The 24,681-nt window shown below is 61.8% G+C and carries 22 protein-coding genes; 10 read left to right on the forward strand and 12 right to left on the reverse strand.

Features of this window, described 5'->3' with window-relative positions; genetic code table 11:
* Positions 1–98 precede the first annotated feature (98 nt).
* The 6 genes from IEX75_RS06525 to rpoH all read right to left on the reverse strand — a co-directional run bounded on the left by IEX75_RS06525 (position 99) and on the right by rpoH (position 9,265).
* Positions 99–1,583 (reverse strand): efflux transporter outer membrane subunit, encoded by a 1,485-nt coding sequence (locus IEX75_RS06525; protein WP_229720663.1) that lies wholly within the window; start codon positions 1,581–1,583, stop codon positions 99–101.
* A complete protein-coding gene (locus IEX75_RS06530; RefSeq protein WP_188793430.1) occupies positions 1,567–2,778 on the reverse strand; it encodes an efflux RND transporter periplasmic adaptor subunit in 1,212 nt (403 codons plus the stop codon). Before IEX75_RS06530 ends, IEX75_RS06525 begins: the two co-directional genes overlap by 17 nt.
* The gene (locus IEX75_RS06535) at positions 2,768–6,004 is read right to left on the reverse strand and encodes an efflux RND transporter permease subunit (RefSeq protein ID WP_188793431.1); all 3,237 of its coding nucleotides are present in this window, start codon (positions 6,002–6,004) and stop codon (positions 2,768–2,770) included. The genes IEX75_RS06530 and IEX75_RS06535 overlap by 11 nt, the downstream gene beginning before the upstream one ends.
* A 258-nt stretch (positions 6,005–6,262) precedes the next feature.
* Positions 6,263–7,651 (reverse strand): ATP-binding protein, encoded by a 1,389-nt coding sequence (locus IEX75_RS06540; protein ID WP_188793432.1) that lies wholly within the window; start codon positions 7,649–7,651, stop codon positions 6,263–6,265.
* Positions 7,644–8,318 carry a response regulator transcription factor gene (locus IEX75_RS06545; protein WP_188793433.1) on the reverse strand — a complete coding sequence of 225 codons (675 nt, stop codon included), beginning with the start codon at positions 8,316–8,318 and terminating at the stop codon, positions 7,644–7,646. Before IEX75_RS06545 ends, IEX75_RS06540 begins: the two co-directional genes overlap by 8 nt.
* Positions 8,319–8,407: 89 nt before the next feature.
* Positions 8,408–9,265, reverse strand: a complete 858-nt coding sequence (gene rpoH / locus IEX75_RS06550; RefSeq protein WP_188793434.1) for an RNA polymerase sigma factor RpoH — start codon at positions 9,263–9,265, stop codon at positions 8,408–8,410.
* 83 nt (positions 9,266–9,348) lie between these two features.
* Here rpoH and IEX75_RS24420 point away from each other — a divergent pair, with 83 nt between their 5' ends.
* Entirely contained in the window at positions 9,349–9,438 is a 90-nt protein-coding gene (locus IEX75_RS24420) for a hypothetical protein (RefSeq protein ID WP_423373123.1), read from the forward strand.
* A gap of 52 nt (positions 9,439–9,490) precedes the next feature.
* Here the strand turns inward: IEX75_RS24420 and ung are convergent, their stop codons facing one another.
* From ung to IEX75_RS06575, 5 genes are all read right to left on the reverse strand, one after another.
* Positions 9,491–10,201 carry a uracil-DNA glycosylase gene (gene ung / locus IEX75_RS06555; protein WP_188794352.1) on the reverse strand — a complete coding sequence of 237 codons (711 nt, stop codon included), beginning with the start codon at positions 10,199–10,201 and terminating at the stop codon, positions 9,491–9,493.
* A gap of 44 nt (positions 10,202–10,245) precedes the next feature.
* The gene (locus IEX75_RS06560) at positions 10,246–11,094 is read right to left on the reverse strand and encodes a response regulator (protein ID WP_188793435.1); all 849 of its coding nucleotides are present in this window, start codon (positions 11,092–11,094) and stop codon (positions 10,246–10,248) included.
* A gap of 229 nt (positions 11,095–11,323) precedes the next feature.
* Positions 11,324–12,295, reverse strand: a complete 972-nt coding sequence (gene ftsX, locus IEX75_RS06565; protein ID WP_188793436.1) for a permease-like cell division protein FtsX — start codon at positions 12,293–12,295, stop codon at positions 11,324–11,326.
* Complete coding sequence (ftsE, locus tag IEX75_RS06570; RefSeq protein ID WP_188793437.1) at positions 12,292–12,969, reverse strand: cell division ATP-binding protein FtsE; 678 nt, start codon at positions 12,967–12,969, stop codon at positions 12,292–12,294. Before ftsE ends, ftsX begins: the two co-directional genes overlap by 4 nt.
* A gap of 112 nt (positions 12,970–13,081) precedes the next feature.
* The gene (locus IEX75_RS06575; protein ID WP_188793438.1) at positions 13,082–14,734 is read right to left on the reverse strand and encodes a DEAD/DEAH box helicase; all 1,653 of its coding nucleotides are present in this window, start codon (positions 14,732–14,734) and stop codon (positions 13,082–13,084) included.
* Positions 14,735–15,095: 361 nt separating this feature from the next.
* On the opposite strand from IEX75_RS06575, the gene trxA reads away from it, so the two are divergent.
* From trxA to IEX75_RS06605, 6 genes are all read left to right on the forward strand, one after another.
* Positions 15,096–15,422: a thioredoxin TrxA gene (gene trxA, locus IEX75_RS06580; protein WP_126685018.1), complete on the forward strand. Its 327-nt coding sequence runs from the start codon at positions 15,096–15,098 to the stop codon at positions 15,420–15,422.
* 154 nt (positions 15,423–15,576) lie between these two features.
* Entirely contained in the window at positions 15,577–17,331 is a 1,755-nt protein-coding gene (gene rho, locus IEX75_RS06585; protein WP_188793439.1) for a transcription termination factor Rho, read from the forward strand.
* Positions 17,332–17,548: 217 nt separating this feature from the next.
* Complete coding sequence (locus IEX75_RS06590; protein ID WP_188793440.1) at positions 17,549–18,214, forward strand: response regulator; 666 nt, start codon at positions 17,549–17,551, stop codon at positions 18,212–18,214.
* 17 nt (positions 18,215–18,231) lie between these two features.
* Positions 18,232–19,734 carry a sensor histidine kinase gene (locus IEX75_RS06595; protein ID WP_188793441.1) on the forward strand — a complete coding sequence of 501 codons (1,503 nt, stop codon included), beginning with the start codon at positions 18,232–18,234 and terminating at the stop codon, positions 19,732–19,734.
* A 161-nt stretch (positions 19,735–19,895) separates the two neighbouring features.
* Positions 19,896–21,263, forward strand: a complete 1,368-nt coding sequence (locus IEX75_RS06600) for a glutamate--cysteine ligase (RefSeq protein WP_188793442.1) — start codon at positions 19,896–19,898, stop codon at positions 21,261–21,263.
* Positions 21,260–21,898 (forward strand): LysE/ArgO family amino acid transporter, encoded by a 639-nt coding sequence (locus IEX75_RS06605; protein WP_229720664.1) that lies wholly within the window; start codon positions 21,260–21,262, stop codon positions 21,896–21,898. The genes IEX75_RS06600 and IEX75_RS06605 overlap by 4 nt, the downstream gene beginning before the upstream one ends.
* Before the next feature lie 76 nt (positions 21,899–21,974).
* Here IEX75_RS06605 and IEX75_RS06610 read toward each other — a convergent pair whose 3' ends face one another.
* Positions 21,975–22,436: a DoxX family protein gene (locus IEX75_RS06610; RefSeq protein ID WP_188793443.1), complete on the reverse strand. Its 462-nt coding sequence runs from the start codon at positions 22,434–22,436 to the stop codon at positions 21,975–21,977.
* 243 nt (positions 22,437–22,679) lie between these two features.
* On the opposite strand from IEX75_RS06610, the gene bufA2 reads away from it, so the two are divergent.
* The 3 genes from bufA2 to IEX75_RS06625 are packed head-to-tail and all read left to right on the forward strand — an operon-like array spanning position 22,680 to position 24,651.
* A complete protein-coding gene (gene bufA2, locus IEX75_RS06615; protein WP_188793444.1) occupies positions 22,680–22,952 on the forward strand; it encodes a BufA2 family periplasmic bufferin-type metallophore in 273 nt (90 codons plus the stop codon).
* A 59-nt stretch (positions 22,953–23,011) separates the two neighbouring features.
* The gene (gene bufB / locus IEX75_RS06620) at positions 23,012–23,869 is read left to right on the forward strand and encodes an MNIO family bufferin maturase (protein WP_188793445.1); all 858 of its coding nucleotides are present in this window, start codon (positions 23,012–23,014) and stop codon (positions 23,867–23,869) included.
* A complete protein-coding gene (locus IEX75_RS06625) occupies positions 23,866–24,651 on the forward strand; it encodes an HvfC/BufC N-terminal domain-containing protein (protein WP_188793446.1) in 786 nt (261 codons plus the stop codon). Before bufB ends, IEX75_RS06625 begins: the two co-directional genes overlap by 4 nt.
* Positions 24,652–24,681: the final 30 nt, after the last annotated feature.

Raw genomic sequence — 24,681 nt, forward strand, 5'->3', positions numbered from 1 at the left:
TTGGGTTGCCCCAGACTTGATCCGAGGGTAACCCAACTGTCATGGTCAGATTAGTTGGGTTGCGCTGCGCTAACCCAACCTACGCACCTCTGCTTCAATCAACGTATCTGCGTCTTCTCCGACGTTTTGTTTTCGGTCGCCACAACACCGTCCATGCCGTCGTTGTCGCGCATCCAACCTCCGCCTAGCGCACGGATCAAGTCCACGCTGGCTTGCAGGCGACGGGTACGAATGGTTTCGGCATTGCGCTGGGCCGACAGTGCCGCGGTCTGCGCGGTCACCACCTCCAGGTAGTTCACGATGCCTTCGCGATAGCGATTGGTGGCAATGTTCAATGTCTGCTGTGCTGCTGCGTAAGCTTGATCTTCCTGCCTCGCCTCGATGCCGAGCTGTTGCAGCAGGGCCAGATCGTCTTCGACCTGACGAAAGGCGACCAGTACGATCTGCCGATAGTTGGCCGAGGTTTCGTCGAATACCGCATGGGCTTCACCCAGCTGGGCACGGCGCAGGCCGGCGTCAAAGATATTCAAGGTAGCCAGCGGCCCCACCGCCCAGAACCGATTGCCGACCGAGAGCAGACTGCCCATGCCGGTGTCCTGGAAACCGAAGTTGCCCGACAGGCTCAGATCCGGGAAGAACGCCGCACGCGCCACGCCGATATCGGCATTGGCGGCGAACACGCGCCGTTCCGCGGCGGCGATATCGGGCCGGCGCTCAAGCAAGGTAGAAGGTACGCCAACGGGCGTCGGCGGCACTTTTAGCTGGTTCTGTTCGACGGCAACGGAGAAACTCGATGCCGGCTCACCCACCAACGCCGCGATGGCGTGCTCGGTAAGTGCGCGTTGCGCCAGCACGTCAGTCACTTGTGCCTGGGCATCATCGAGCTGCGCCTGCGCACGCGACACATCCATGCCGGATGCGACACCGCCGTTGTGGCGATTCTCGGTGAGCTGCAACGCTCGCTGATATGCGCTCAACGCATCCTGCAGAATGTGCACCTGAATGTCGTAGCCGCGCAGGCGCACGTAGTTGTCAGCCAGTTGCGCCTCCAGGCTGAGCTTGGCCGCAGCGAGATCGGCCTGGGAGGCTTGCGCCAGTGCGCGTCCTGCGCTCACCTCGTTGCGGATGCGGCCCCACAAGTCGAGATCGAAATCGGCTTCGATACCAACGGTATCGCTATCGTATTCATTGGGTTGATTGCTGCCGCGCAAGGGACGATTGTTCGACTGGCGCGCACGTACCGGATTGGCCATGGCACCGATGTGCGGAAACAAACCCGCACTAAGCTGTGTTTCATAGGCGCGTGCCTGATCGTACCTGGCCAGTGCGGCGGCGAGACTCGGGTTGTCCGCGTCGAGCTTGGTTTCCAGGCCGTTCAAGCTGTCATCGCCGTATACCGTCCACCAGCTTCCGTGCGGTTGCTGGTCGGTGGGTGTGGCGACTTTCCATGCGGTGTCCCCTTCCTTGAAGCTGGAAGGCATCGGCGGCAGGTTCGGCGCGTGATAGGTGGGCGCCAGCGAACACCCACCTAGCATCGCAGTGGCTACAAGCGCGGCGAGCAAGCGATTAATGGGCCGACGCACCGCTCTTCTCCGTATCCTGTGCGGCAAGATTCTGATCCGTGTCTGCATCGACACGCACCTTGTCACCGTCCAGCAGCGAATCCGGCGGGTTTTCGATCACGCGGTCGGCGGGAGTCAGGCCTTGGTCGATCTGCAAGGTGGTGCCCATGTCTACGGCGATGTGCACGTCGTGCAGATGCGCACGCCCGTCCGGCCCGAGCACGGCCACCTGCGGACCTTGATCGCGGAAAATCAGCGCACTGGCCGGCACGCTGACCAGGTGCGGGTCCAGTGGCAAATCGAGCCGCACGTCGGCGTAGTCGCCGGGCTTGAGCGCACCATCGCTGTTGTCGACGACGAATTGCGCCAGCATGCTGCCGGAGTTCTGGTTGATGGCATTGGAGTTGCCGATCAATGTGGCCTGGAAGTTGCGCCCGGGCATTTCCGGAATGTTGAGCGCGACTTTCATGCCGGGCTTGATGCTGTCGGTATTCACTTCCGGCACCGGCACGTACAAGCGCATGCGCGTGGTGTCCGCCACGGTGAACAGTTCCGGGCCGCTTTCATTGTTGGCCGTGATCAAATCGCCCACGTCGGTGCGACGAGCGGTCACCACACCGTCGAATGGCGCCACGATCTTCTTGAACGCCTCGAGCGCATTGAGCCGGTCGACGTCCGCTTTCGCGGCGAGCACGGTCGCCTGCGCCGCAGCGGCCTCGCCGCTCTTTTCATCGGCCTCTTGCTTGGATACCGAATCCGAGGCGAGCAGATGCTGCCAGCGCCTTGACGTGATGTTGGCAAGATTGGCATCGGCTTGCGCCTTGGCTAGCACGGCCTTGGCCTGTTCAAGCTGCTGGTCCAGTTCGGGCGTATCGATGATGGCAAGCACATCGCCCGCCTTGACCTTGTCGCCGATGTCTTTGTACCAGGCCTTTAGATAACCACTGACGCGCGCATGGATAGGCGCGCTGTACCAGGCCTCGAGATGGCCGGGCAAAGTGATCAGGTGCTCTTTGGAAGGGTCTAAGGCGGGAGAGAGCCGCACGCTGGGAATGAGCTGCGCATCCGTCCACTGCACCAGTTGCTGGTGCTGGTGATAACGAAGGCCAAGGCCAATCGCGACCGCGAGCACCGCAAGCGTGGCAATGCCGATGCCGGCAGCCTTCAAATGTGGCGGTTTTTGCGCAACTTGCACGGGGGCTGGATTATGCGACATGGGGAAGTCCCGGAATGGAGTCCAAATCAGTAGCGCGCTGTTCGCGCCCATGCACGATGCTGAAGACCACCGGCACGAACAGCAGCGTGGCGCAGGTGGCGAACAGCAAACCGCCGATCACCGCGCGGCCCAGCGGCGAGTTCTGCTCGTGCGTGATCGCCATCGGCAGCATGCCGATGATCATCGCCAGCGCCGTCATGCACACCGGACGGAAACGAGTGAAGCCTGCTTCCAATGCTGCCTTCATCGCATCGCCGTGTTCGGCCAGACGCTCACGCGCAAAGCTCACGACCAGAATCGAGTTCGCCGTCGCCACGCCCATGCACATGATCGCGCCTGTCAGCGCCGGCACCGAGAGCGTGGTATGCGTGACAAACAGTATCCACACGATACCGGCCAGTGCTGCAGGCAACGCGGTGATGATCACGAACGGGTCCAGCCACGATTGGAAATTCACCACGATCAGCATGTAGATCAGCACGATCGCGCCGAGCAAGCCAAACAGTAGGCCCGAGAACGCTGTATGCATCGCGGTAACCTGGCCATACAGTCCCACAGTGGTGCCTTTCGGACGATCTTTTTCCGCTTCTTTCAGCACACGCTGGATACCGCTGGCGACTGAACCTAAATCGCGGCCCTGCGTCGATGCATAGATATCGAACGATGGCGCAATGTTGTAGTGCGTGACCACCGCAGGGGTCGACGTGCGCCGCACTTTCGCAAGCGCGCCCAGAATCTGCTGGGCACCGTTGCCCGATGCGGTGATCGGCATGCTGTCCAGTTCGGCCATCGAATCCACGTTGTATTGCGGTGTCTGCGCCACGATGGGGTACGACACGCCATTGGATGGATTGAGCCAGAACGTCGGCGCCACCTGGGAGCTGCCAGCCAGCGTGCTGACCATGCTGTTGGTGACGTCGTGCTCGGTCACGCCCAGTTCGTCGGCGCGTATACGATCGACGTCCACGTTCAATTGCGGCGCACTGTTGGACTGCTGCAGCCGTACGTCGGCAATGCCAGGAATGCCGCGCATCTTGCGCATCAATGCCAGGGCATACGCCTCATTGGCCGCAAAGTTGCGGCCCGACACCTTCACGTCCAGTGGCGCCGGCGCACCGAAGTTGAGGATCTGGCTGGCCATGTCCGCAGGCAGGAACGAGAAAGTGGTGCCCGGGAATTGGCGCGGCAGCACTTCGCGCAACGTTTTCACGTACTCGTCGGCGGATTCATGATCGGGTTTGAGCAGCACCTGGATGTCGCCATCCTGCGAGCCGATGGTGCCGCTGTTGCTGTACACCATATTGGTGCCGCTCAACGGCAGGCCGATGTTGTCGATGATGTTGTCCAGATCCGTACGCGGCACGACGTTGCGGATGGCTGCTTCGATGTGATCGAACTCGGCTGCCGTATCTTCGATGCGCGTACCCACCGGTGCACGCACGTGGATGGCGATGGCACCTGCCTCGGTGCTCGGGAAGAAATCCTGTCCAAGGAACGGCACCAGCGCAAACGATACGATCACCACGGCAAGAAAGCCGAGTACGAACCTGCGGCGGTGGTCCAGCGCGAGCGATAGCGTGCCGTAGTAGAGATCGCGCGCTTTGGAGAAGCGATGTTCGAAGCCCTGCTGGAAGGACACCAGTACCCGGCGCAATCCGCTGCGCGGTTTTTGAAGATGCTGGTCGCCTTCGTGATGGTTGATGTAGGGATCTTCCGGATGGTCACCTGGGGGCGGCTCCGTGAAATGCGGTTTCAGCAGGTACATCGCCATGGTGGGCACCAGTGTGCGCGACAGTACAAACGAAGACACCATCGCGAAGATCACCGCCAACGCCATCGGCCGGAACAGGAAGCCGGCAATGCCTTGCAACAGGAACATCGGCACGAACACGATGCAGATGCACAGCAGCGACACGAAGGCGGGCGTCACGATCTGCTTGGCGCCGTCCATGATCGCCGTGAGCACGTCCTTGCCTTGCTCGAGATGCCAGTTGACGTTTTCGATAGTCACCGTGGCATCGTCGACCAGAATGCCCACCGCAAGCGCCAAGCCGCCCAAGGTCATCACGTTGAGTGTCTGGCCAAACACGGCCAACAGCGCAATCGCCGAGAGCACCGCCAATGGAATCGATACGGCGATGATCACCGTGGAACGCCAGCTGCCCAGGAACACCAGGATCATCACGGACGTAAGCAAGGCTGCGATGATGCCCTCGCGTGCTACCGAGGCGATCGCGGCGCGCACGAACACCGATTGGTCGCCCATCAATTTAAGCTTCAGTGAGGGCGGTAGTGTTTCCTCCGCCAGCGGCAGCAGTTTGCGAATACCGGCCACGACATCCAGCGTCGACACGTTGCCGCCCTTCAGGAACGACATCAGCACGGCGCGATGGCCATCCACACGCACCACGTTCTGCTGCGGCGGCGAGCCGTCGCGCACGTGCGCCACCTGGCCGATGGTGATGGTGGCGCCGTTCACGGTCTTGATCGGCAGATTGTTCAACTGCGCGATCGCGGAGGGACTGTCATTGAGGTTGACGGTGTATTCGTACTGGCCAATCTTGATGGTGCCTACCGGCACGATCTGGTTCTGCGTGGCTAGCGCGTTGCTGACGTCCTGGGCAGACAGGCCCTTGGCCGCCAGCGCCTGCGGATCAAGATCGAGCATCACCTCACGGTTCTTGCCGCCGTACGGTGTGGGAATGGCCACGCCCGCCACTGACACCAGCATCGGACGCAGGAAGTTCTGCGCAACGTCGAGGATTTTTTGTTCGGAAAGCTTGCTGCTGGACAGTGCCATCTGCAGGATCGGCACGGTCGAGGCGTTGTAGTTGATGATCTGCGGTGGCGTGATGCCCGGCGGCATCTGCTTGAGCACCGTCTGCGAGATCGAAGTCACCTGCGCGGTGGCGGTGCGGATATCCACACCCGGCTGGAAGAAGATCTTCACCACGCCGATGCCGGGTAGCGATTGCGATTCGATGTGCTCGATGTCGCTGACGGTGGAAGTGAGTGAGCGCTCGTAGTAGTAGATCACGCGGCCGGACATCGCATCGGGCGAGAGGCCGGTGTAGGTCCACACCACGCTGATCACCGGAATGCCGATGTTCGGGAAGATGTCCGTCGGCGTGCGCAGCGCAGCGAGGGGGCCGGCAATCAGAATGAACAACGCAAGGACGACGAACGTATAGGGGCGCGCGAGTGCGATGCGAACCAGACCCAGCATGCGATGGCTTCCAGCGTGCGTTGACGATGGCGCCTATTATCTTGATCGCTGCGACGCAGCACCTTTCGGGGGCATGAAGATTGTTTCATTCATGAAAAAAGTTTCATGAAAACTGTCATGCAACGGCAAACTTGCTCGATGCTAAAGTTTCATGAAAACTGTCATGCAACGGCAAACTTGCTCGATGCTGTAGGTTGGGGTGCAAACCCCAACACCGCCGTGCTTGTCACCGCGGCATGCTGGGGTTTGCACCCCAACCTACAGCAGGCGGCACGCCATCACCATTCGCGTACCGCCCTGCCCGCCTTCGATGCGCAGATCGAAATCATGCAGCTTGGCGATTGCCGCAACGATGCTCAGGCCCAGGCCATGGCCCGCGGCGGTATCGAGCCCACCTTCGCCCCGATAGAAGCGTTGCCATACTGCGTGGCGCTGTGCCTCAGGGATGCCGGGGCCGCTGTCCGCCACCTCGATATGCGCCATGCCGGGTTCGGCGCGCTTTGCGCTCAGAAGCACGCTACCGCCTTGCGGCGTGAACTTGATGGCATTGCTGACCAGGTTGCCGATGGCTTCGAACAGGAGATCCGGATCGGCCTGTGCAAGCAGGTCCGGATCGGCTTCCAGTACAAACCGCAAAGACTGGTCTTCGGCTAGTGGTGCGTAAAGCTCGTGCACGTGCTGCAGCGTCTGCCCCAGATCGACGGCGATGAAACCTTCGCGCCGGCGCCGGTCTTCCAGTTCGGAAATACGCAGCAGCGCGCGGAAGCGCGCAAGCACTTCGTCGATATCGCTGACGCATTGCTCGACCAATGCCGTATGCGGATCGTCTTCCTTCATCTGCTGCTCGACGCGATACAGCTGTGAACGCAAACGCGTCAGCGGCGTGCGCAGATCGTGCGCGATGTTGTCGCACACGCCTTTGACTTCACCCATCAGACGTTCGATCTGATCGAGCATGTCGTTGACGATGGCAGCAAGGCGGTCCAATTCATCGCCACGATTGCTGACAGGCAGGCGTCGGCGCAGATCACCCTGCATGATCACGCGGGTGGCCGATTCGATCTGCCGTATACGGCGGCGCGGTGCGCGATTGAGGATCAGGCCGCCGATCAGGCCCGGTACCAGCGTGAACGAAAGTCCCCACCCCAGCGCATGCCAGGTGATGCTGCTTACTTGCGCCGCGATACGCGTGGTGTGCGCGAGCACCAGCACCTCGCCATTCCCGAGGCGCGCAGCGATCACCGAAAGCTTCGAGGTTTTGGGTGCGAAGGGACCGCTTACTACCTGTTCGGTCGGCAGGCGCAAGGTCAGGGAATCAGGTTTGACGCCGGGTGGCATCTGCAGGATGTCGCCGTATAGCCACTTGCCATGGGCATCGAATAAACCCCAGGCGTTGTAGTTGGTTTCTTCGAGCACGACGTAGTCGTTCAACGCGACCAGCATGTGCTCTTCGTCGAGGCCGCGCAGATAGCCCACCTGCTGCCGGAGTTGTGTATCGGTACGATTTTCCAGGTAGTGCCTAGTTTCCCAGTAGATGAAACCCAGCAGCACCGTGCCCCAGATCACGAAGAACACGCCGTAGGCGAGCAGCAGGCGCGAGGTGGTGTTGCGCCAGTGGATCGACCAATTTTTGCCTGGACTAGCCAACGCGATATCCGGAACCGCGTACGGTGCGGATCAAAGGCGAATCGCCATCGCCATCAACTTTGCGCCGCAGCCGTGCAATGTGTACGTCGATAAGGTTCGTGCCTGGATCGAAGCGCAGGCCCCACACGCTTTCGAATATCATCGCGCGCGTGAGCACCTGGCCCGGATAACGCATAAGGAATTCCAGCAGGCGGTATTCGGTAGGCAGCAAGGTCAATTCACGCGGTCCACGGCGCGCGGTGCGCGTGATCATGTCCAGTTCCAGGTCCGCCACACGCAGCTTGGTTTGCGCGGGGTGCTCCTGCCGGTGTCGGCGCAGCAGCACCTCGATGCGCGCGGCCATTTCGTCCGGCGCAAACGGCTTGGTGAGGTAGTCGTCGCCGCCGGCACGCAGACCGCGCACGCGTTCGTCCACATCACCGAGCGCGCTGATCATCAGCACCGGTATGGTGATGCCGCGCTCACGCAGTTGCTTGACCAGGGTGAGGCCGTCCATGCCAGGCAGCATGAGGTCCAGCGTGATCGCGTCGTAATGCGGCTCCAGCGCACGCTGGAAACCCTGCTGCCCGTCATGCACACGGTCGGCGCTGATACCGTGCGCGGCCAGCTCCAGCACGATTTCGCGTGCGGTGATCTCGTCGTCTTCGATGACCAGAATGTTGGGCATGAGCCGTCCAGGCGGTAAATCCACGCGGACTTAAACACAAAACGGCCTCCACGAGGGAGGCCGTTCAAGTCGTGCGTGTCAGTGCCGCTTCAGGCAGCGAACAGCGCGCGCATCTTCTTCATGGCATTGGCTTCGACCTGGCGGATGCGCTCGGCGGAAACGCCGTACTCATCGGCAAGATCTTGCAGCGTGGCCTTTTCTTCGTTGAGCCAGCGGCGCTGGATGATGTCGCGCGAACGCTCGTCCAGCTTCTCCAGCGCGCTCGACAAGGTGTCGAGCTGATTGTCGGTCTGGTCGGCGTCGGCCACGTTGTCATACGGGTCAGCACCTTCGTCGATCAGGAAGGCTTCCGGTGCGGGCTTGGCATCTTCCTCGGCATCTGCCGGGGCTTCGAAGCCGATATCACGACCGGACAGGCGCGATTCCATCTCGCGCACGGTGGCTTCCGGTACGCCCAGGTCCTTCGCGACCATGCGCACTTCCTCGGCATTCATCCAGCCCAGGCGCTTCTTGCTCTTGCGCAGGTTGAAGAACAGCTTGCGCTGCGCTTTGGTGGTCGCCACCTTCACGATGCGCCAGTTGCGCAGGATGAATTCGTGCATTTCGGCGCGGATCCAGTGCACCGCGAAGCTGACCAGGCGGACGCCCTGGTCGGGGTCGAAGCGCTTGACCGCCTTCATCAGGCCGATGTTGCCTTCCTGGATGAGATCGGACAGCTGCAGGCCATAGCCGTTGTAGCCACGTGCCACGTGGACCACGAAGCGTAGATGCGACATCACCAGCTTGCGGGCGGAGGCGAGGTCACTCTCCTGCTGGTACCGGCGCGACAATTCCTGTTCTTCCTCCTGGCTGAGCACCGGGATGCGGTGCACGGCGGAGATGTAGGCGTCCAGGCTGCCAACGACGCTAGGAACCGGCAGATTGGCCGTCACCAAGGCTTGGGACATGTTGGAACCTCCTGAAAGATGGGGTGAGCTTAGCACTCGGGTACTTGGAGTGCTAAAGGCACTGATGAGTTCCGGCGCCTTTTGTGTACCGCATAGTACACGAACTACCCCGGGTCTGTCCATGTGGGTGGATGCCGGGAAAACAAACTTCAAGCGTGACTTGTGACCCGTGAATGAGGGGTCTGAAAGAGGTCAACAAGAGGTTGGTCTGGCGCGGGGGCCGCGCTAGACCTCTCCCAATTGGGCTCGCGGCGGCAGCGACCAGTCGATCGGCGCCTGCCCGTTGGCCTGCAGATACCGGTTGGCGGCGGAAAAGTGCCCGCAGCCCAAAAAGCCCCGATGGGCGGACAGCGGCGAAGGGTGCACCGACTTCAGCACCGCATGGCGGCGGGTATCGATGAGCTGGCCCTTTCGCTGGGCGTAGGAGCCCCACAGCATGAAGACGATGCCCTCGCGTTCACGGTTGAGGGCGTCGATAGCCGCATCGGTAAACCCTTCCCAGCCCTTGCTCTGATGCGAGGCGGCCAGGCTGCGCTCGACGGTGAGCACGGCGTTGAGCAGCAGTACGCCGCGATCCGCCCAGGGCGTCAGGCAGCCATGGTCGGGAAAGGGGATGCCTAGGTCGCGCTCGATTTCCTTGAAGATGTTGATCAGCGACGGCGGCGCTGGCACGCCCGGCCGCACCGAGAAACACAGACCATGCGCCTGGCCCGGGCCGTGGTAGGGATCCTGCCCCAGGATCACCACACGTACCGCTTCGAACGGTGTGTGCCTGAAGGCATTGAAGATCTCCGGGCCGGGCGGATAGATCACCTTGCCTGCGCGCTTCTCGGCACGCAGAAATTCGGACAGCGCGCGCATGTCCGGACGTTGCAGGTAATCACCGATGCGGTTTTTCCAGGATGGCTCGAGCTTGATCCGTTCTTCGTCGCTCATCGGGGCTGCAGGTTGTTCGATCGCCATTCCCGCATCATAGGAGATCAGGGGACCCCTGCGCTCTCCCGCGCACGCAGATGCTGTGCCACGCGCAATTGGAACAACAATTTGGTGACCAGCAGTCTTTCTTCGACCGGCTTTTCCACCAGGTCGTTGGCGCCGGCGCGAATCAGCGCGGCCTGGTTGTCGGGATTCTCATCGCCGGTCATCACCAGCACCGGGAGCTTACCTTTGCCGTAGCCGAATTCGGTACGAATGCGCTGCAGCAGATCGCCGCCCGTCAATTCGCCCTTGAGGCTCACGTCCGTAAGCACGAGATCCGCGCCGACTACGCCTTGTGCACGTTCGGTTTCCAGCAAGGCGAGCGCGTCTTCCACGCTCACCACGTGGCGCACGGTAAGCCCGATTTTTTCCAGCATGCGACGCGTAGCCAGTGCGACCACCCGGCTGTCTTCCACGTACAGCACCACGCCCTCGGCGGCGCTTTCCGGACGCACGTAGCCGCGGATGAATTCCGCCAGCGCCTGAAAGCCAAGTGATTTGTCGAAATAATCGGTGACGTGTTCGCCTAGCGCACGGCGATGCAGGCGGTCGTCCACATCGCCGGAAACAACCACGATCGGCACGTAGATCTGCGGCGCGGACTCGCGTACGTAGCGCGCTAACTCCAGCCCGTCCATATCGGGCAAGCGCAAGGAGATGGTGATGAAGTCGAACACACCGCTTTGAAGCAGCTTGTGTGCGTCGGCACCGGTGCCGCAGTCCACCACTTCCGCTTGCGGCAATTCTTTTTGGAGCACGCGCGAGATCAGCTGGCGGACTACCTTGGAGCCGTCCACCACCAGCACGCGCGGTGCCGCGCTGAGATCACGGCTGCTGATACTTGCACTCATCAAATTCCCCACATCCCGGTCTTGCATGGCTTCCATGCATAGCTAGTTCGGCAGGCATCCCCTGCGCCTGTAGGGCCTATTCTATCCAGCCCTAAAGAAATGACCGCTATGTTGACCCAGAACAGTAGAAATGGGGTGCGAACGGCTTCACCGCTCGCTGTTCCGGCCGGGATTGACGCGAGACTGGCCTTTCAGGCCAACCCTCTTCTCGCGCGGAAGGCGAGCAAAGTTAGGCAGCCTTTCGCAGCTGCCAAGCACTTACCAGGCGCGCGCCCAGCCAGCCCAGCAAGGCAGCAGCCACCGGCACCGCCACCAGCAACCACGGTGGAAGGCCAGCTACGCGCAGCTTCCCTTCGTAAACCTGACTGAGTTTGGTCACCGGCTCGACCAGCGCAAACTCGATCGCCAGGGCCAGACCCACCGCCAGTACACCGCTGAACAAGCCATACCAGATGCCCGCATACAAATACGGACGGCGCACAAACGCACGGCTCGCACCAATGAGCTTCAGCACGCCGATCTCTTCGGCACGGCTGGTGATGTCCACGCGCACTGTATTGCCGACCACCAGCAACACCGCCAGCGCGAACAAGGCCGCCAAGATCAGCACGACGCGATTGCCCACGCCCAGCAGCGCATCCAGCCGCTGCCGCCAGGTACCGCTGTCCTGCACCATGTCCACGCCTTGCATGCCGCGCAAATCGGCCACCAGCCGACTGGCCGCATCGGCAGAAATCCCGTCTTGCGGCTGCACTTCGAGCACGAAAGGCAGCGGGTTGTCGTCCAGCGCACGCAAGGCATCGGAGAAGCCCTGCATCTTGCTGAGCTCATCCATAGCCTGCTGCGGCGACTTCACGGTGACGTTCGCGACACCGTCATGCTGACCGATCTGCTTGGCCAGCAATTGCGCGTTGCCTGTCACCTGATCGGTTTTCAGGAACACGTTGATGACCTGGTTACGCCCCAGCGCATCGCCAAGCGATTGCGCGTTGGAGAGCAACAAGTAGAACGCCAGCGGCAACGCCAACGCCAAACCCATCACGGCGATGGTGAGCAAACTGCCGACCGGTTTGGAAGCAAGACGCCGCAGGCTGTCACCCGCGCTCCAACCATGGTGCTCGCGCCAGCTGGAGAACGGATGGCGATGGCTGCGCTCACTACGTGCCGTTGCGGGTGCCTGTGTTTCGGTCGGTGTGCTCACAGCACCTCCTCCGCGGCGACGTCGGCAACCAGCCGGCCGTGATCCAGCACGACCACTCGCTTCTTCATGCGTTTAATCAACGGCAGGTCATGGCTGGCGATCAGCACGGTTGTGCCAACCTGCTGGAACTCGGCGAACAGACTCATGATTTCAACCGCCAATTGCGGATCGAGGTTGCCGGTAGGCTCGTCGGCAATCAGCACGCCCGGCTTGGCAACGATCGCGCGGGCAATACCCACGCGCTGCTGTTCGCCGGTGGACAGCGACACGGGCAGCTGGCGTTCGTAATCAAGCAGGCCGACTTTTTCCAACGCTGCGCGCACGCGGCGCCCGCGCTCCAGTGGTGCAATGCCGCCGATCACCAGCGGCAGTTCGACGTTGGCGAAAACCGTGCGATCCATCAACAGGCGGTGATCCTGGAACACCATGCCAAGGCTGCGGCGCAACTTGGGAATGCCGCTCCGACCAATCTTGGCCAGGTTCTGGCCATCCAGTGAGATGTGCCCATGCGATGGGCGTTCGATCAGCGCCAGCAACTTGAGCAAGGTGCTCTTGCCTGCACCGGAATGCCCGGTGACGAAAGCCATCTCGCCTTTGGCGACTTCGAACGTAAGCTGCGAAAGGGCTTCATGCCCCCCTTCGTAACGCTTGCTGACTTGATCGAAGCGGATCACGCGTTCCCCGTCCTAGAGCCTTGGATGGCCGCAAGGATACGGGAAGGATCGGTGTTGTGTGCAGGTTTGCCGCGTGCGTTGCCAGCCAATCGATGGCAACGCACGTCGTAATTCAGCGGCCGGTAAACAGCCGCGCGATACGGCGGAAGAAACCAAGTTTCTGCGGGGCCGCCTGCGGACCGGATGGCGATTGCGCCACCACCTGGCGCGAGGGACGGTTGGTGCTTGCCGTAGCGACCTGGTTGACGGCTACTTCCGTTGCCGGTGTAGCGGCGCCCGAATGACGACGACCGCGACCGCCACGACGACGGCGACGCTTGCTTTCGCCGCTTGCGCCTTCCAGCGCAGACGCCGTGGCTGGTTGCACGGAAGGTTTGGCGTTGTCCGTATGAGCGACACGCTCCTCACGTGGCTTGCGCGGACGATCATCACGACGCTGCCCGGACGAACCCTCACCTCCGCGCCCACCACCGCGACGGCCACGCGAACCAGATGGTTTGCTGTCGTTGCGCGGCGTCACCTTGTCACCGAATTCCGCGCTGTCTGAAGCGGCCTCGGCAGCGAATTGGGGATCGATCTGCTTCGGTGTCGGCATCACCAGCAGTTCCGGCTCAAGATTGGCCACCGGAATTTTCTGCCCGATGTACTCCTCGATATCCGGCAACGACATCGCATACAGATCGCAAGCAAAGCTGATCGCATCGCCCTCTGCACCCAGGCGCGCGGTGCGGCCGATGCGGTGCACGTAATCCTCGGCATCCTGCGGCAAGTCGTAGTTGAACACGTGGCTTACGGCTGGAATGTGCAGGCCACGCGCGGCGACGTCAGTACACACGAGCACGTCGAGCTGGCCATCCTGGAAGCGTTGCAGCAGTTTCTGGCGCTTGAGCTGCGGCACGTCGCCGGACAACGCTCCGACGCGATAACCCTGGCGTTTGACGCGCTCGGTGATGCGCTCGGCAGCGGCTTTGGTGTTGACGAAGATGATGCTGCGTTCCGCCTTGGTGCGCTCAAGCAGGTTGAGCAACAGCGGCATCTTTTCTTCTTTGGCCGGGAAGTACACCTGCTGGCGCACGCGATCGGCGGTGACGTTGTCGGTCTCCACCACCATCTTCTCGGCGTTGTGCATGTGCTCATAAGCCAGCTCCAGCACGCGATGCGACAGCGTGGCGGAGAACAGCAGCACCTGGCGCTGCTCGCGCGCCGGCAGGCGGCGGAAGATGAAGCGTACGTCCTTGATGAAGCCGAGATCGAACATGCGATCGGCTTCGTCGATCACCATCACTTCCACGCCGTTGAAGCCGAATACGTTCTGCTTGTAATAGTCGAGCAGCCGGCCGGGCGTGGCGATGATGATGTCGCAGCCATCCTTCAACAGCTGGCGCTGCTTGTCGTAATCGACGCCGCCGTAGATCAGCGCCGTGCGCAAGCCGGTGTAGCGGCCGATGTTCTTGGCGTCTTTCTCGATCTGGATCGCCAGCTCGCGCGTGGGGGCGATCACCAGGGCGCGTGGATCGGAATCCTTGCGTTCGGCCACCGCCGGCTGGCTGAGCAGGCGGTTCATCAGCGCGACCAGGAAGGCGCAGGTCTTGCCGGTGCCGGTCTGGGCCTGTCCGGCAACGTCGCGGCCGGTAAGGGCTGTCGGCAGGGTCAGCGCCTGAATGGGCGTGCAGCGTGCAAAGCCGGCTTCGTCGAGGCCTTTTTGCAGCAGCGGATGCAAGTCGAATTGGGTAAAGAAGGTTTCAGTGAGTACGGTTTGGGACATGAATGGGAATCTGATACGGGCCGGCGACCAAGCGCTTTGGCCCGGTCCCGCAGTCAGTCTGGCAACCTTGGGACGGGTGGATGGATGCGGCGCGCTGGATGCAAGGCGCCGAAAGCGCAGCAACATCCCGCCAGCATAGGTGAAACGGCTTGTAAAGCGGCTTCACCTATGCCAGCCGGACCGTGCGGGTGCCCTTGAATCGCTTGAATCGCGGCCCGACTTAGGCTGGAATGGAATACATGCCGCAACGGCACTGACTCCACTGACCGGATCGACCCCGCGCCCCATGGGCACTTCACTAGTGTAGCTGATGATCGGCACGCGGTCTTAACCCCACCCGCCTTACCTTCGGAGACCCACGGTGAGCGAACTGATTACCCATGTGAGTGACGACACCTTCGACCACGAAGTGCTGAAGTCCGAAACCCCTGTACTGCTCGATTTCTGGGCCGAGTGGTGCGGACCCTGCAAGGCCATCGCCCCGGCGCTGGACGAGCTGGCCAAGGATTACCAGGGCAAGCTGCGCGTGGTGAAGCTGAACATCGACCATAACCAGCAAACCCCCCGCAATTTCGGCGTGCGCGGCATTCCCACCCTGATGGTGTTCAAGAACGGCAAGGTGGAAGCCACCCAGATCGGCGCCGTCAGCAAGGGGCAACTCAAGCAGATGATCGACAAGGCCATCTGATAGCTGTTGTATAATCCGTCGCTGCAGCCACCCTTTACGGGGCTGCGCGACGGGTGCTAGATTCTTTTCAGTTGGGGCTGTCCTGCCCTCTCGCGCATTCCGCGCAACGCTCGTCCTCCCTCCTGTCATCAACGGCGCCCCGTGAGGTTTGCCCGTGTCCGATATCGAAAGCAAAGATTCTTCCGACGCTGTCCGCGCCGACGCCAAACCTGTGAGTGAAACCCCTACTCGTACTCGTTCGCCCCGCCGATCCAGCGCGGCCGCCAGCGAGGCCAGCCCTCCCGCCGAACGGCCAGCCGAAGCGCGGACCGAATTCGTCGAGCGCTCAGCGCCTCCTGCCGAAACACGCTCCGAAGCACCAGTCCCCGCCCAGGAACCGCTGCGCTACGGCAACGGTCCCAGCGGTGAGGCGACTGAAGCCCGCGAAAACACGCAGGGCGGCAACGGAAACGGCGGTGGCCAGCCGCAGAACCAGGGGCAACACGGCGGCAACGATCGTCGCAATGATCGAAACGACCGCAATGACCGCAACCGCCGCCGCCGTCACGAGCGTGGCCAGCGTCCGCAAGGCCCGGGCGGCCCGCCGCGCAATCCGCACGGCCTGCCGGTGGATGACGAAAATGCCGACATCGGCAGCAACGACCGCGTCATCAATCTCACCGAGCTCAAACGCAAGAACCCCATTCAATTGCTGGAATTCGCCGAATCGCTCGGCATCCAGGAAGGTGTCGCGCGCCAGCGCCGCCAGGACGTCATCTTCAACATCCTAAAGGCCCACGCCCGCTCGGGCGGCGGCATCTGGGCCGAAGGCGTGCTGGAAATCCTGCAGGATGGCTTCGGCTTCCTGCGCTCGGCCGACGAGTCCTACCTGGCCGGCCCTGACGACATCTATGTGTCGCCCAGCCAAATCCGCCGCTTCAACCTGCGCACCGGCGACTACATCACCGGACGCGTGCGCCATCCGAAGGAAGGCGAGCGCTACTTCGCGCTGCTGAAGGTCGACGACATCAACGGCGATCCGCCGGAAGCATCGAAGAACAAGATGCTGTTCGAGAACCTGACGCCGCTGTTCCCGCGCAAGGCCTTCCACCTGGAACGCGGCAACGGTTCGACCGAAGACATCACCGCGCGCATTCTCGACCTGGTCGCACCGATCGGCCGTGGCCAGCGCGGCCTGATCGTGTCGCAGCCGAAGTCCGGTAAGACGATGATGCTGCAGAACATCGCGCACGCCATCCAATACAACCATCCGGATGTGCACCTGATCATCCTGCTGGTCGATGAGCGTCCGGAGGAAGTGACTGAAATCGCCCGTACCGTGCGCGCCGAAGTGATCAGCTCCACCTTCGACGAACCGGCCGTGCGTCACGTGCAGGTCGCCGAAATGGTGATCGAGCGGGCCAAGCGCCTGGTCGAACACAAGCGGGATGTAGTCATCCTGCTCGACTCGATCACCCGCCTGGCCCGCGCCTACAACACCGTGGTGCCCAGCTCTGGCAAGGTGCTCACCGGCGGTGTGGATGCGAACGCACTGCAGCGTCCGAAGCGTTTCTTCGGCGCCGCGCGTAACGTGGAAGAAGGCGGCTCGCTCACCATCATCGCCACCGCGCTGATCGACACCGGCAGCAAGATGGACGAGGTGATCTACGAAGAGTTCAAGGGCACCGGCAACATGGAAGTGCACCTGTCCCGCCGCATCTCCGAGAAGCGCGTCTATCCGGCCATCGACATCAACCGTTCCGGCACACGCCGCGAAGATCTGCTGATCGAGCCGGACCTGCTCGCCAAGATCTGGATCCTGCGCAAGCTGCTGCATCCGATGGATGAACTGGCCGCCATGGAATTCATGCTCGACAAGATGAAGAACACCAAGTCGAACGACGAGTTCTTCAATTCGATGAAGCGTTGAGCGCCATAAAAAGTGCGTAAAGAAAGCCGCCGCAAGGCGGCTTTCTTTTTTGCCATACCGTGATGGGTCCAAGGCACAAAAAAGCGGGCCGGTATAGGGAATGTCGCGCCTGCTTGGCACATTGCCCGTCGTCATCATCGCGAACCGGTCGTATTGCATGACAGATCGGCGCGGCGTTAACTGATACGATCTTGCGATCTCACACACTTTCAGCCGTATGCGCATACTGCTTGTTGAAGACGACCCCCTGGTATCCGATGCCATCGTCCGCGGCCTGGCCACCGCCGGCTACGTGGTGGATGCAGTAACCGATGCCGAATCCGTCCAATCCCGCCTGGATACCACGCATTACGATCTGGCCATCGTCGATCTGGGCCTGCCTGGCGAAGACGGTTTCACCCTGGTGCGCCGCTTGCGCCGTGATGGCAGCTCATTGCCGCTGCTGATCGTGACGGCCCGTGACGGCCTGGACGATCGCGTCAACGCGCTCGATCTGGGTGCGGACGATTACCTGGTCAAACCCTTTGCCTTGCCGGAATTGGCGGCGCGCTGCCGCGCCCTGATCCGCCGCGCCACCGCCGCCACCGCCAACGAAATGGTGGTGGGACGCCTGCGTATCGACCTGGCCGGCCGTCGCGCCATCGATGACGGCGGACGCGTGCTGGAACTGACACGGCGCGAGTGGTCGATCCTGGAATGCCTGGCCCATCACAGCGGTCGCGTGGTGAGCAAGGAACGACTGATTCAGGCGATTGTGAGTTGGGACGAAGAAATTTCCGGCAACGCGATCGAAGTGCATGTGTCGCGCTTGCGCGCAAAATTGGGCGAGGCTGCCACGGTGCGTGGCATCCGCGGCCTTGGCTATCGTCTTGATGATGTTTAGCGCTGACTAACCGGCACATGGCCATAGGCTCAAGACTCCGGCGCGCGCCGAGCATTCGCGGGCGATTGCTCGTCTACCTGCTGCTGCCGCTGGTGCTGCTGCTGGTAGCGAGCGTCTGGGCAGACCACAAGACCTTTGTGACGCCACTGTATGACGCCTTTGACCGCGCGCTCTCCCACACGGCCGTGGCGATTGCCGCGCATCTGGAACGCGGACAGGACGGGCAGCTCCGTCTGGAAAAACAGGAATTCGGTCCACCGCTGCATCTTCCCGGCACAGAACCGCCACCACCGCCCGACGATGTTTTCGGTGATCACGACAAACCACCGGAACATTTCGTTGCCCGCAATGGGCCCGCGGTCTGGCGGCGGCTGTTTCCTGGCGCACGCGACAGCTTTCTCTATCGCATCAGCCTACCCGACGGCCGCACCGTGGTCGGCGACGAAGGTTTGCCCATCGCCCAAGACAACAGCGCCATCGACTTCAGCTTCGGGGATGCCACCTACAAGCAGCAGGCTTTGCGCATTGCCAGCTATCGCACGCAGGTAGACGGCCAACCAGTGATTGTCACCGTAGGTGAAACCGTAAATCGGCGTACTCACGCGGTACGCCGGCTGGATACCATCATCGGCCTCAGCGATGGCATCCAACTGCTACTGGTGCTGGGACTATGCCTGTTCGGCATTACGGTGGCCTTGCGTCCGATCAATCGCCTGCGCGAGCGCATCACGCATCGGCAACCGCAATCGCTGCAGCCGCTGCCGCTGGAGCCCGTGCCGAGCGAAGTGCGTCCGCTGGTGCAATCGCTCAACACGCTGCTGGTCACCGTGCGCGATGCGGCACAGGCTCAGCAGCACTTTCTCACCAATGCCGCGCATCAGTTGCGCACACCGCTTACGGGCCTGAAAGCGCAACTGGAAGTGCTGGCTAGCGAAACCAACGATGAGGCACAGCAGGAGCGGATTGCTCGCCTGCACGGCAGCGTGGATCGCCTGGCACATACCGCCAACCAGTTGCTGGCACTGGCGCGCGCCGAACCTTCCGCGCATAGCCCTGGTGACTTCACCGATGTACAGCTGGAAGCGCTGATCGGCACCGTCGCCGATGCGATGCTCGACCGCGCCATTGCCCGCGAGATAGACCTGGGTGCGGAGTGCGCGCCGGCGCATGTGCGCGGCGTGCATTGGCTGCTGCATGAGCTGCTGATCAACCTGGTCGACAACGCCATTCGCCACACGCCTGAAGGTGGCCGAATCACACTGCGCTGCGGCCTGCACGGCGGCGCAGCCTATCTCGAAGTGGAAGATAGCGGCCCCGGCATTCCCCCGGCCGAACGCGAACGCGTGCGCGAGCGTTTCTACAGCACCACGGGCGGCGGCGGGCAAAGCAGCGGCTTGGGTCTGGCCATCGTCGAAGAGATCGCACGCGGTCATCACGCCCGGTTCCAGATCCTCGATGCGCTCGAAGGGACAGGAGCACGGATGCAAGTGACGTTTCCGCCCAAAGCGGCGCAGGAATAGGCATTGAACCCCCGCAATGTGGGGGTTTTACTGCATCGCCTCTTCCGTTTTCACTACCCCGGCTGTAGCTGTACTGTCACGTACAATTTTTTTCACAAACCCCCTTTTCGCGATGACACGAAGCCTCCATAGTCGGGGGCTATCCCCGTGAGGCTTGCCCCGTGTCCATACCCAGTGCCGTCAAAAGCACCCCGATCTACGGCCGCCAGCAACTGATCGATTTCCTGGCGGCCGGCGAGAAGCCACGCGATGCCTGGCGCATCGGTACCGAGCACGAGAAGTTCGGTTTTCGCACGGACGATCTCAAGCCGCCCGCGTTCGAAGGGGATCGCGGCATCCGTGCCCTGCTGGAGGGCATTGCCTCGCGCTATGGCTGGGAGATCCTCCGCGAAGGCGACACACCGGTGGCGCTGGTGCAGGACAAGGCCAATATCACGCTGGAGCCGGCAGGCCAGTTGGAACTCTCCGGCGCACCGCTGGAAACCATCCATCAGACCTGCCGCGAAGTGAACAGCCATCTGGAGGAAGTGCGCTCCGTGGCCGACGGCATGGGCCTGGGCTTTCTCGGCATGGGTTTCCAGCCCAAGTGGCGCCGCGACGAGATGCCGTGGATGCCCAAGGGCCGCTACAAGATCATGCGCGAATACATGCCCAAGGTCGGGTCGCTCGGCCTGGACATGATGACGCGCACCTGCACCGTGCAAGTCAATCTGGATTTCGGCAGTGAAGGCGACATGGTGCGCAAGTTCCGCACCAGCCTCGCCCTGCAGCCAATCGCTACGGCGCTGTTCGCCGATTCGCCGTTCACCGACGGCAAGCCGAACGGTTATCTCTCCTATCGTTCGCACGTGTGGACGGACACCGATGCAGACCGCACCGGCATGCTCGATTTCGTCTTCGAAGACGGCTTCGGTTACGAGCGTTACGTCGACTACATGCTCGATGTGCCGATGTATTTCAGCTATCAGGACGGTCGCTACGTCGATCTCGCCGGCAAGGACTTCAAGCGCTTCATGGCCGGCACCTTGGATGAACTACCCGGCACGCGCGCCACGATGAAGGACTGGGGCGATCACCTCACCACTGCTTTTCCGGAAGTGCGGCTGAAGCAGTATCTGGAAATGCGCGGCGCGGACGGTGGCCCGTGGAACCGCCTATGTGCGTTGCCTGCGTTCTGGGTCGGTCTGCTTTACGACGATGACGCGCTGCATGCAGCATGGGAACTGGTTGAGCATTTCACTCGCGAAGAACGCCACGCACTGCGCGATGGCGTGCCCAAGCACGCGCTCAAGTTACCGTTCCGCAGCGGCACCGTGCGTGATCTGGCTCGAGAGGCCCTGCAGATCGCCGCGCACGGCTTGAAGCGCCGCAACCGGCTCAATCGCCATGGCGCGGACGAAAGCATCTTTCTCGAACCACTGATCGAGATCGTCGAAAGCAACCAGACCCCTGCCGAACGCAAGCTGGAGCTGTTCCATGGTGAGTGGAACGGCAGCGTCGATCCGGTCTTCAAGGAGTTCGCATATTGATCGCGGCACATTCTGCACACGCACCGTTCCTCGCAGGACTGCTGCTGGGCGCCTCGCTGATCATCGCCATCGGTGCGCAAAACGCCTTCGTCTTACGCCAGGGGCTGCTGCAATCACATCGCTTTCCCGTAGCACTGTTCTGCGCGCTGTCCGATGCCCTGCTGATCGTGGCCGGCGTGGGTGGGTTGGGTGCCGCCGTGGGCCAGCATCCTCGCCTGCTCATGGTGGTGGCGTGCGCCGGAGCGTTGGTGCTGGCGTGGTATGGCGTCAAAGCGATCCGACGCGCCTTCCATCCGGAAGTGCTTGCCGCCGACACGCATAGCGACACCGGCAGCATGTGGAAGGTGCTCGCCGCCTGCGCCGGTTTTACCTGGCTCAATCCGCACGTCTATCTCGATACCGTGCTGCTGATCGGCAGCCTGGCCGCGCCGTGGCCTGCGCCATGGCCGCGTGCGTTTTTCGGCATCGGCGCTGCGACGGCTTCGTTTATCTGGTTCTTTGGTCTTGCTTATGGCGCACGTTTGCTGGCGCCGTTGTTTCGCAAGCCGATGGCGTGGCGTGTGCTGGATGTGCTGATTGCCTTGGTGATGTGGAGCATCGCGGGCAAGTTGCTGCTTTCCTTTCTCCTGCATTGACGTAGGTTGGGTGCAAACCCCAACATCGCTCTCTTCGAGATATGGCGACGTTGGGGTTTGCACACCCCAACCTACGTCAATCGCGCGTACGAATACCCAACCAACGCGCAATCAACGTATCCAGGCTGATCTTTCCCGGCCCCGCGATCAGAAACCAGAAGAAGATCGTGATGTAGAGCACTTCATCCGCTTCGACGTAATCGTCCAGACCCATCAGCCGAGTCGACACCACCAGCGCCAGCGCCACGATCATGTTGATGATCATCGGAATACTGACCAGGCGCGTAAACAGCCCGAGCATCAGCAGCAGGCCACCCAGCAATTCCGTCCATGCCGACAGGGCGGCGTTGAAGGCTGGGTGAGGAATGCCCCAGCCGATGAAGCGTTGCGTGAAACCATCCAGGTTCTGCACCTTGCCGATACCGGTCTCCAGCCAGAAGTAGCCGAACACCAGCCGTATCACCAACGGTCCCAGCCAGCGCCCTGCATGCAGGATGCCAAGCAAACGCGAAGCGGTCGTCGCCACGTAATGACGCATTGCACATGTTCCTGCTCTGGAAGTAAGCGCATGATGCGCGGGCTCACCCATGTCCTCCATAGCTAGGCGTCCAGACTTTCTTGCCTGGCATCCGCCGGACGATCGGGCATAAATGCGGGATGCACGGGTGCAGCGACCGATGGACCGGAGCAGCACAATCCCCTCGTCCGAATTTGCTTGCATGCAACGGACGAGCTTTCTGTGCCGCCATGCGGCGACCCACAACTTCTTGGAGCCATAGATATGAACGTCAAGACAGTCAATGCCAGCGCCATGGCCGTAATGGTGGCCGGTCTGTTTGCTGCCGCAACGGTTTCCGCCGCACCTTTCGCCGGCCAGGCCGCTGGCGACCAGGCGCAGGTCAAGTGCGTCAACTCCAGCTCCTGCAAAGGCCAGGGCGCCTGCAAGCAGGCCACCAACTCCTGCAAAGGCCAGAACAGCTGCAAGGGCCAAGGCTTCACCATGCAGAAGACGCAGGCCGATTGCGCAGCCGCTCAAGCCGCCGCGAAGAAGTGATGCACCGCGGGATGCACGCTCTGACGCGTGCATCCCGTCTTTAAGAGGACATCTGCATCATGGCCATGCACGCGACTGAACGCTCCGATGCCATGCCCTACCTGGGCTACGGATTGGGTTTGCGCGTGGAGCATTACGAAACCTTGCTCGCCCAGCCAACCGGCATCGAATGGCTGGAGATCGTTTCGGAAAACTACATGGTGCACGGCGGCTTGCCGCTGGTCTGGCTGGAACGTTTTCGCGAACGCTTTCCGCTGGTCATGCATGGCGTGTCGATGTCGATCGGCAGCACCGATCCCTTGGACGACGATTACCTTGCACGGCTTGCCGCATTGGCCAGGCGCATCGAACCGGCCTGGGTTTCCGATCACCTTTGCTGGACCGGCGTGCAAGGCGTGAATCTGCATGACTTGATGCCGCTGCCGTACACCGAAGAAGCGCTCGACCACGTCGTCGCGCGGGTCAAACAAGTGCAAGACCGTCTCAAGCGCCGCATTCTGCTGGAGAACGTGTCCAGCTATGTCAGCTTTGCCGATTCCCAATTGACCGAATGGGAATTTCTCGCCGCGGTCGCGGAACGCGCCGATTGCTTGATCTTGCTGGATATCAACAACGTACACGTCAGCGCGATGAATCACGGCTTTTCGGCGCTGGACTACCTGCACGGCATTCCGGTTTCGCGCGTGCAGCAGTTTCACCTCGCCGGTTACGAACAGGGCGAACGGCTGATCATCGATACGCATGACGCACCGGTTTCCAATGCCGTGTGGGATCTTTATATCAAAGCGGTACGCCGCTTTGGGCGCGTATCCACCATGATCGAACGCGACGATCATTTTCCGCCGCTGTCCGAGCTCATCGCAGAACTGGAGCATGCGCGCTCCCTGGCCAAACCATTGCTGCGAGATGCTGCATGACATCCCTGCAAGCCATACAACAACAAATGTTGCAGGCTGTCCTGGCGGAAAACGCACATATACCATCGATCATTCGCGACAACGGCATCGCCGATGCACGCAGTCGCCTGGAGATTTACCGGCATGGCTACCGCATTCGTCTGCGCGACGCGTTGAAAACCGAATTCACGGGGCTTGGCAGCATGGCTGGCCGGCGCTTCAAGACCATGCTGGACAAATACATCGGCGCACATCCCTCCGAGCACTACAACATCCGCTGGTACGGCGCGGGTCTTGCTGCATTTCTCGACTATGCCCATCCCTGGCGCGACCAGCCCCAGCTGGCGGACATGGCGCGCTTGGACTGGGCGATCTCCGTCGCCTTCGACGCTGCGGATGAAACCGGCGCAAGCGTGGCCGATCTCTCGGCGGTACCGCCCGATGCATGGCCCGCGCTGCAGTTTTCCTTGCAGAGGAACTTGCACGTATTGGACTGCCGCTGCAATGCCGACGCGTTTCGCCGCGCCGCAGACCATGGCAAGCCGCGTCCACGTCTGCGCCGCTTTGCGCTGGCACGGCAGATCATGGTGTGGCGCAAAGACACCACGGTGCACTACCGCCGTCTGGATGAAGACGAATGGCAAGTGCTGGGCGCGGCCATCCGTGGTGAATCCTTCACCACGCTCTGCGCATGCCTGGCGGGCTACCACGACGAAGCAACCGCCATGCCGCGCATGGTGGCATTGCTGCAAGGCTGGCTGGCCGCAGGACTGATCCGCGGCTGGACGATCGCAGAGGCGTAACCCACACAGACTTCCGGCGAATACCTGACA

Source organism: Dyella nitratireducens, from assembly GCF_014642835.1.
Classification (GTDB): domain Bacteria; phylum Pseudomonadota; class Gammaproteobacteria; order Xanthomonadales; family Rhodanobacteraceae; genus Dyella_B; species Dyella_B nitratireducens.

Bases quoted from the DNA above. Each gene is read 5' to 3' on its own strand.
- IEX75_RS06530 (WP_188793430.1), bottom strand. From the start codon at position 2,778: ATGTCGCATAATCCAGCCCCCGTGCAAGTTGCGCAAAAACCGCCACAT.
- IEX75_RS06535 (WP_188793431.1), bottom strand. From the start codon at position 6,004: ATGCTGGGTCTGGTTCGCATCGCACTCGCGCGCCCCTATACGTTCGTC.
- IEX75_RS06545 (WP_188793433.1), bottom strand. From the start codon at position 8,318: ATGCCCAACATTCTGGTCATCGAAGACGACGAGATCACCGCACGCGAA.
- rpoH (WP_188793434.1), bottom strand. From the start codon at position 9,265: ATGTCCCAAGCCTTGGTGACGGCCAATCTGCCGGTTCCTAGCGTCGTT.
- ung (WP_188794352.1), bottom strand. From the start codon at position 10,201: ATGAGCGACGAAGAACGGATCAAGCTCGAGCCATCCTGGAAAAACCGC.
- IEX75_RS06560 (WP_188793435.1), bottom strand. From the start codon at position 11,094: ATGAGTGCAAGTATCAGCAGCCGTGATCTCAGCGCGGCACCGCGCGTG.
- IEX75_RS06575 (WP_188793438.1), bottom strand. From the start codon at position 14,734: ATGTCCCAAACCGTACTCACTGAAACCTTCTTTACCCAATTCGACTTG.
- IEX75_RS06590 (WP_188793440.1), top strand. From the start codon at position 17,549: ATGCGCATACTGCTTGTTGAAGACGACCCCCTGGTATCCGATGCCATC.
- IEX75_RS06595 (WP_188793441.1), top strand. From the start codon at position 18,232: ATGGCCATAGGCTCAAGACTCCGGCGCGCGCCGAGCATTCGCGGGCGA.
- IEX75_RS06610 (WP_188793443.1), bottom strand. From the start codon at position 22,436: ATGCGTCATTACGTGGCGACGACCGCTTCGCGTTTGCTTGGCATCCTG.
- bufA2 (WP_188793444.1), top strand. From the start codon at position 22,680: ATGAACGTCAAGACAGTCAATGCCAGCGCCATGGCCGTAATGGTGGCC.
- bufB (WP_188793445.1), top strand. From the start codon at position 23,012: ATGGCCATGCACGCGACTGAACGCTCCGATGCCATGCCCTACCTGGGC.
- IEX75_RS06625 (WP_188793446.1), top strand. From the start codon at position 23,866: ATGACATCCCTGCAAGCCATACAACAACAAATGTTGCAGGCTGTCCTG.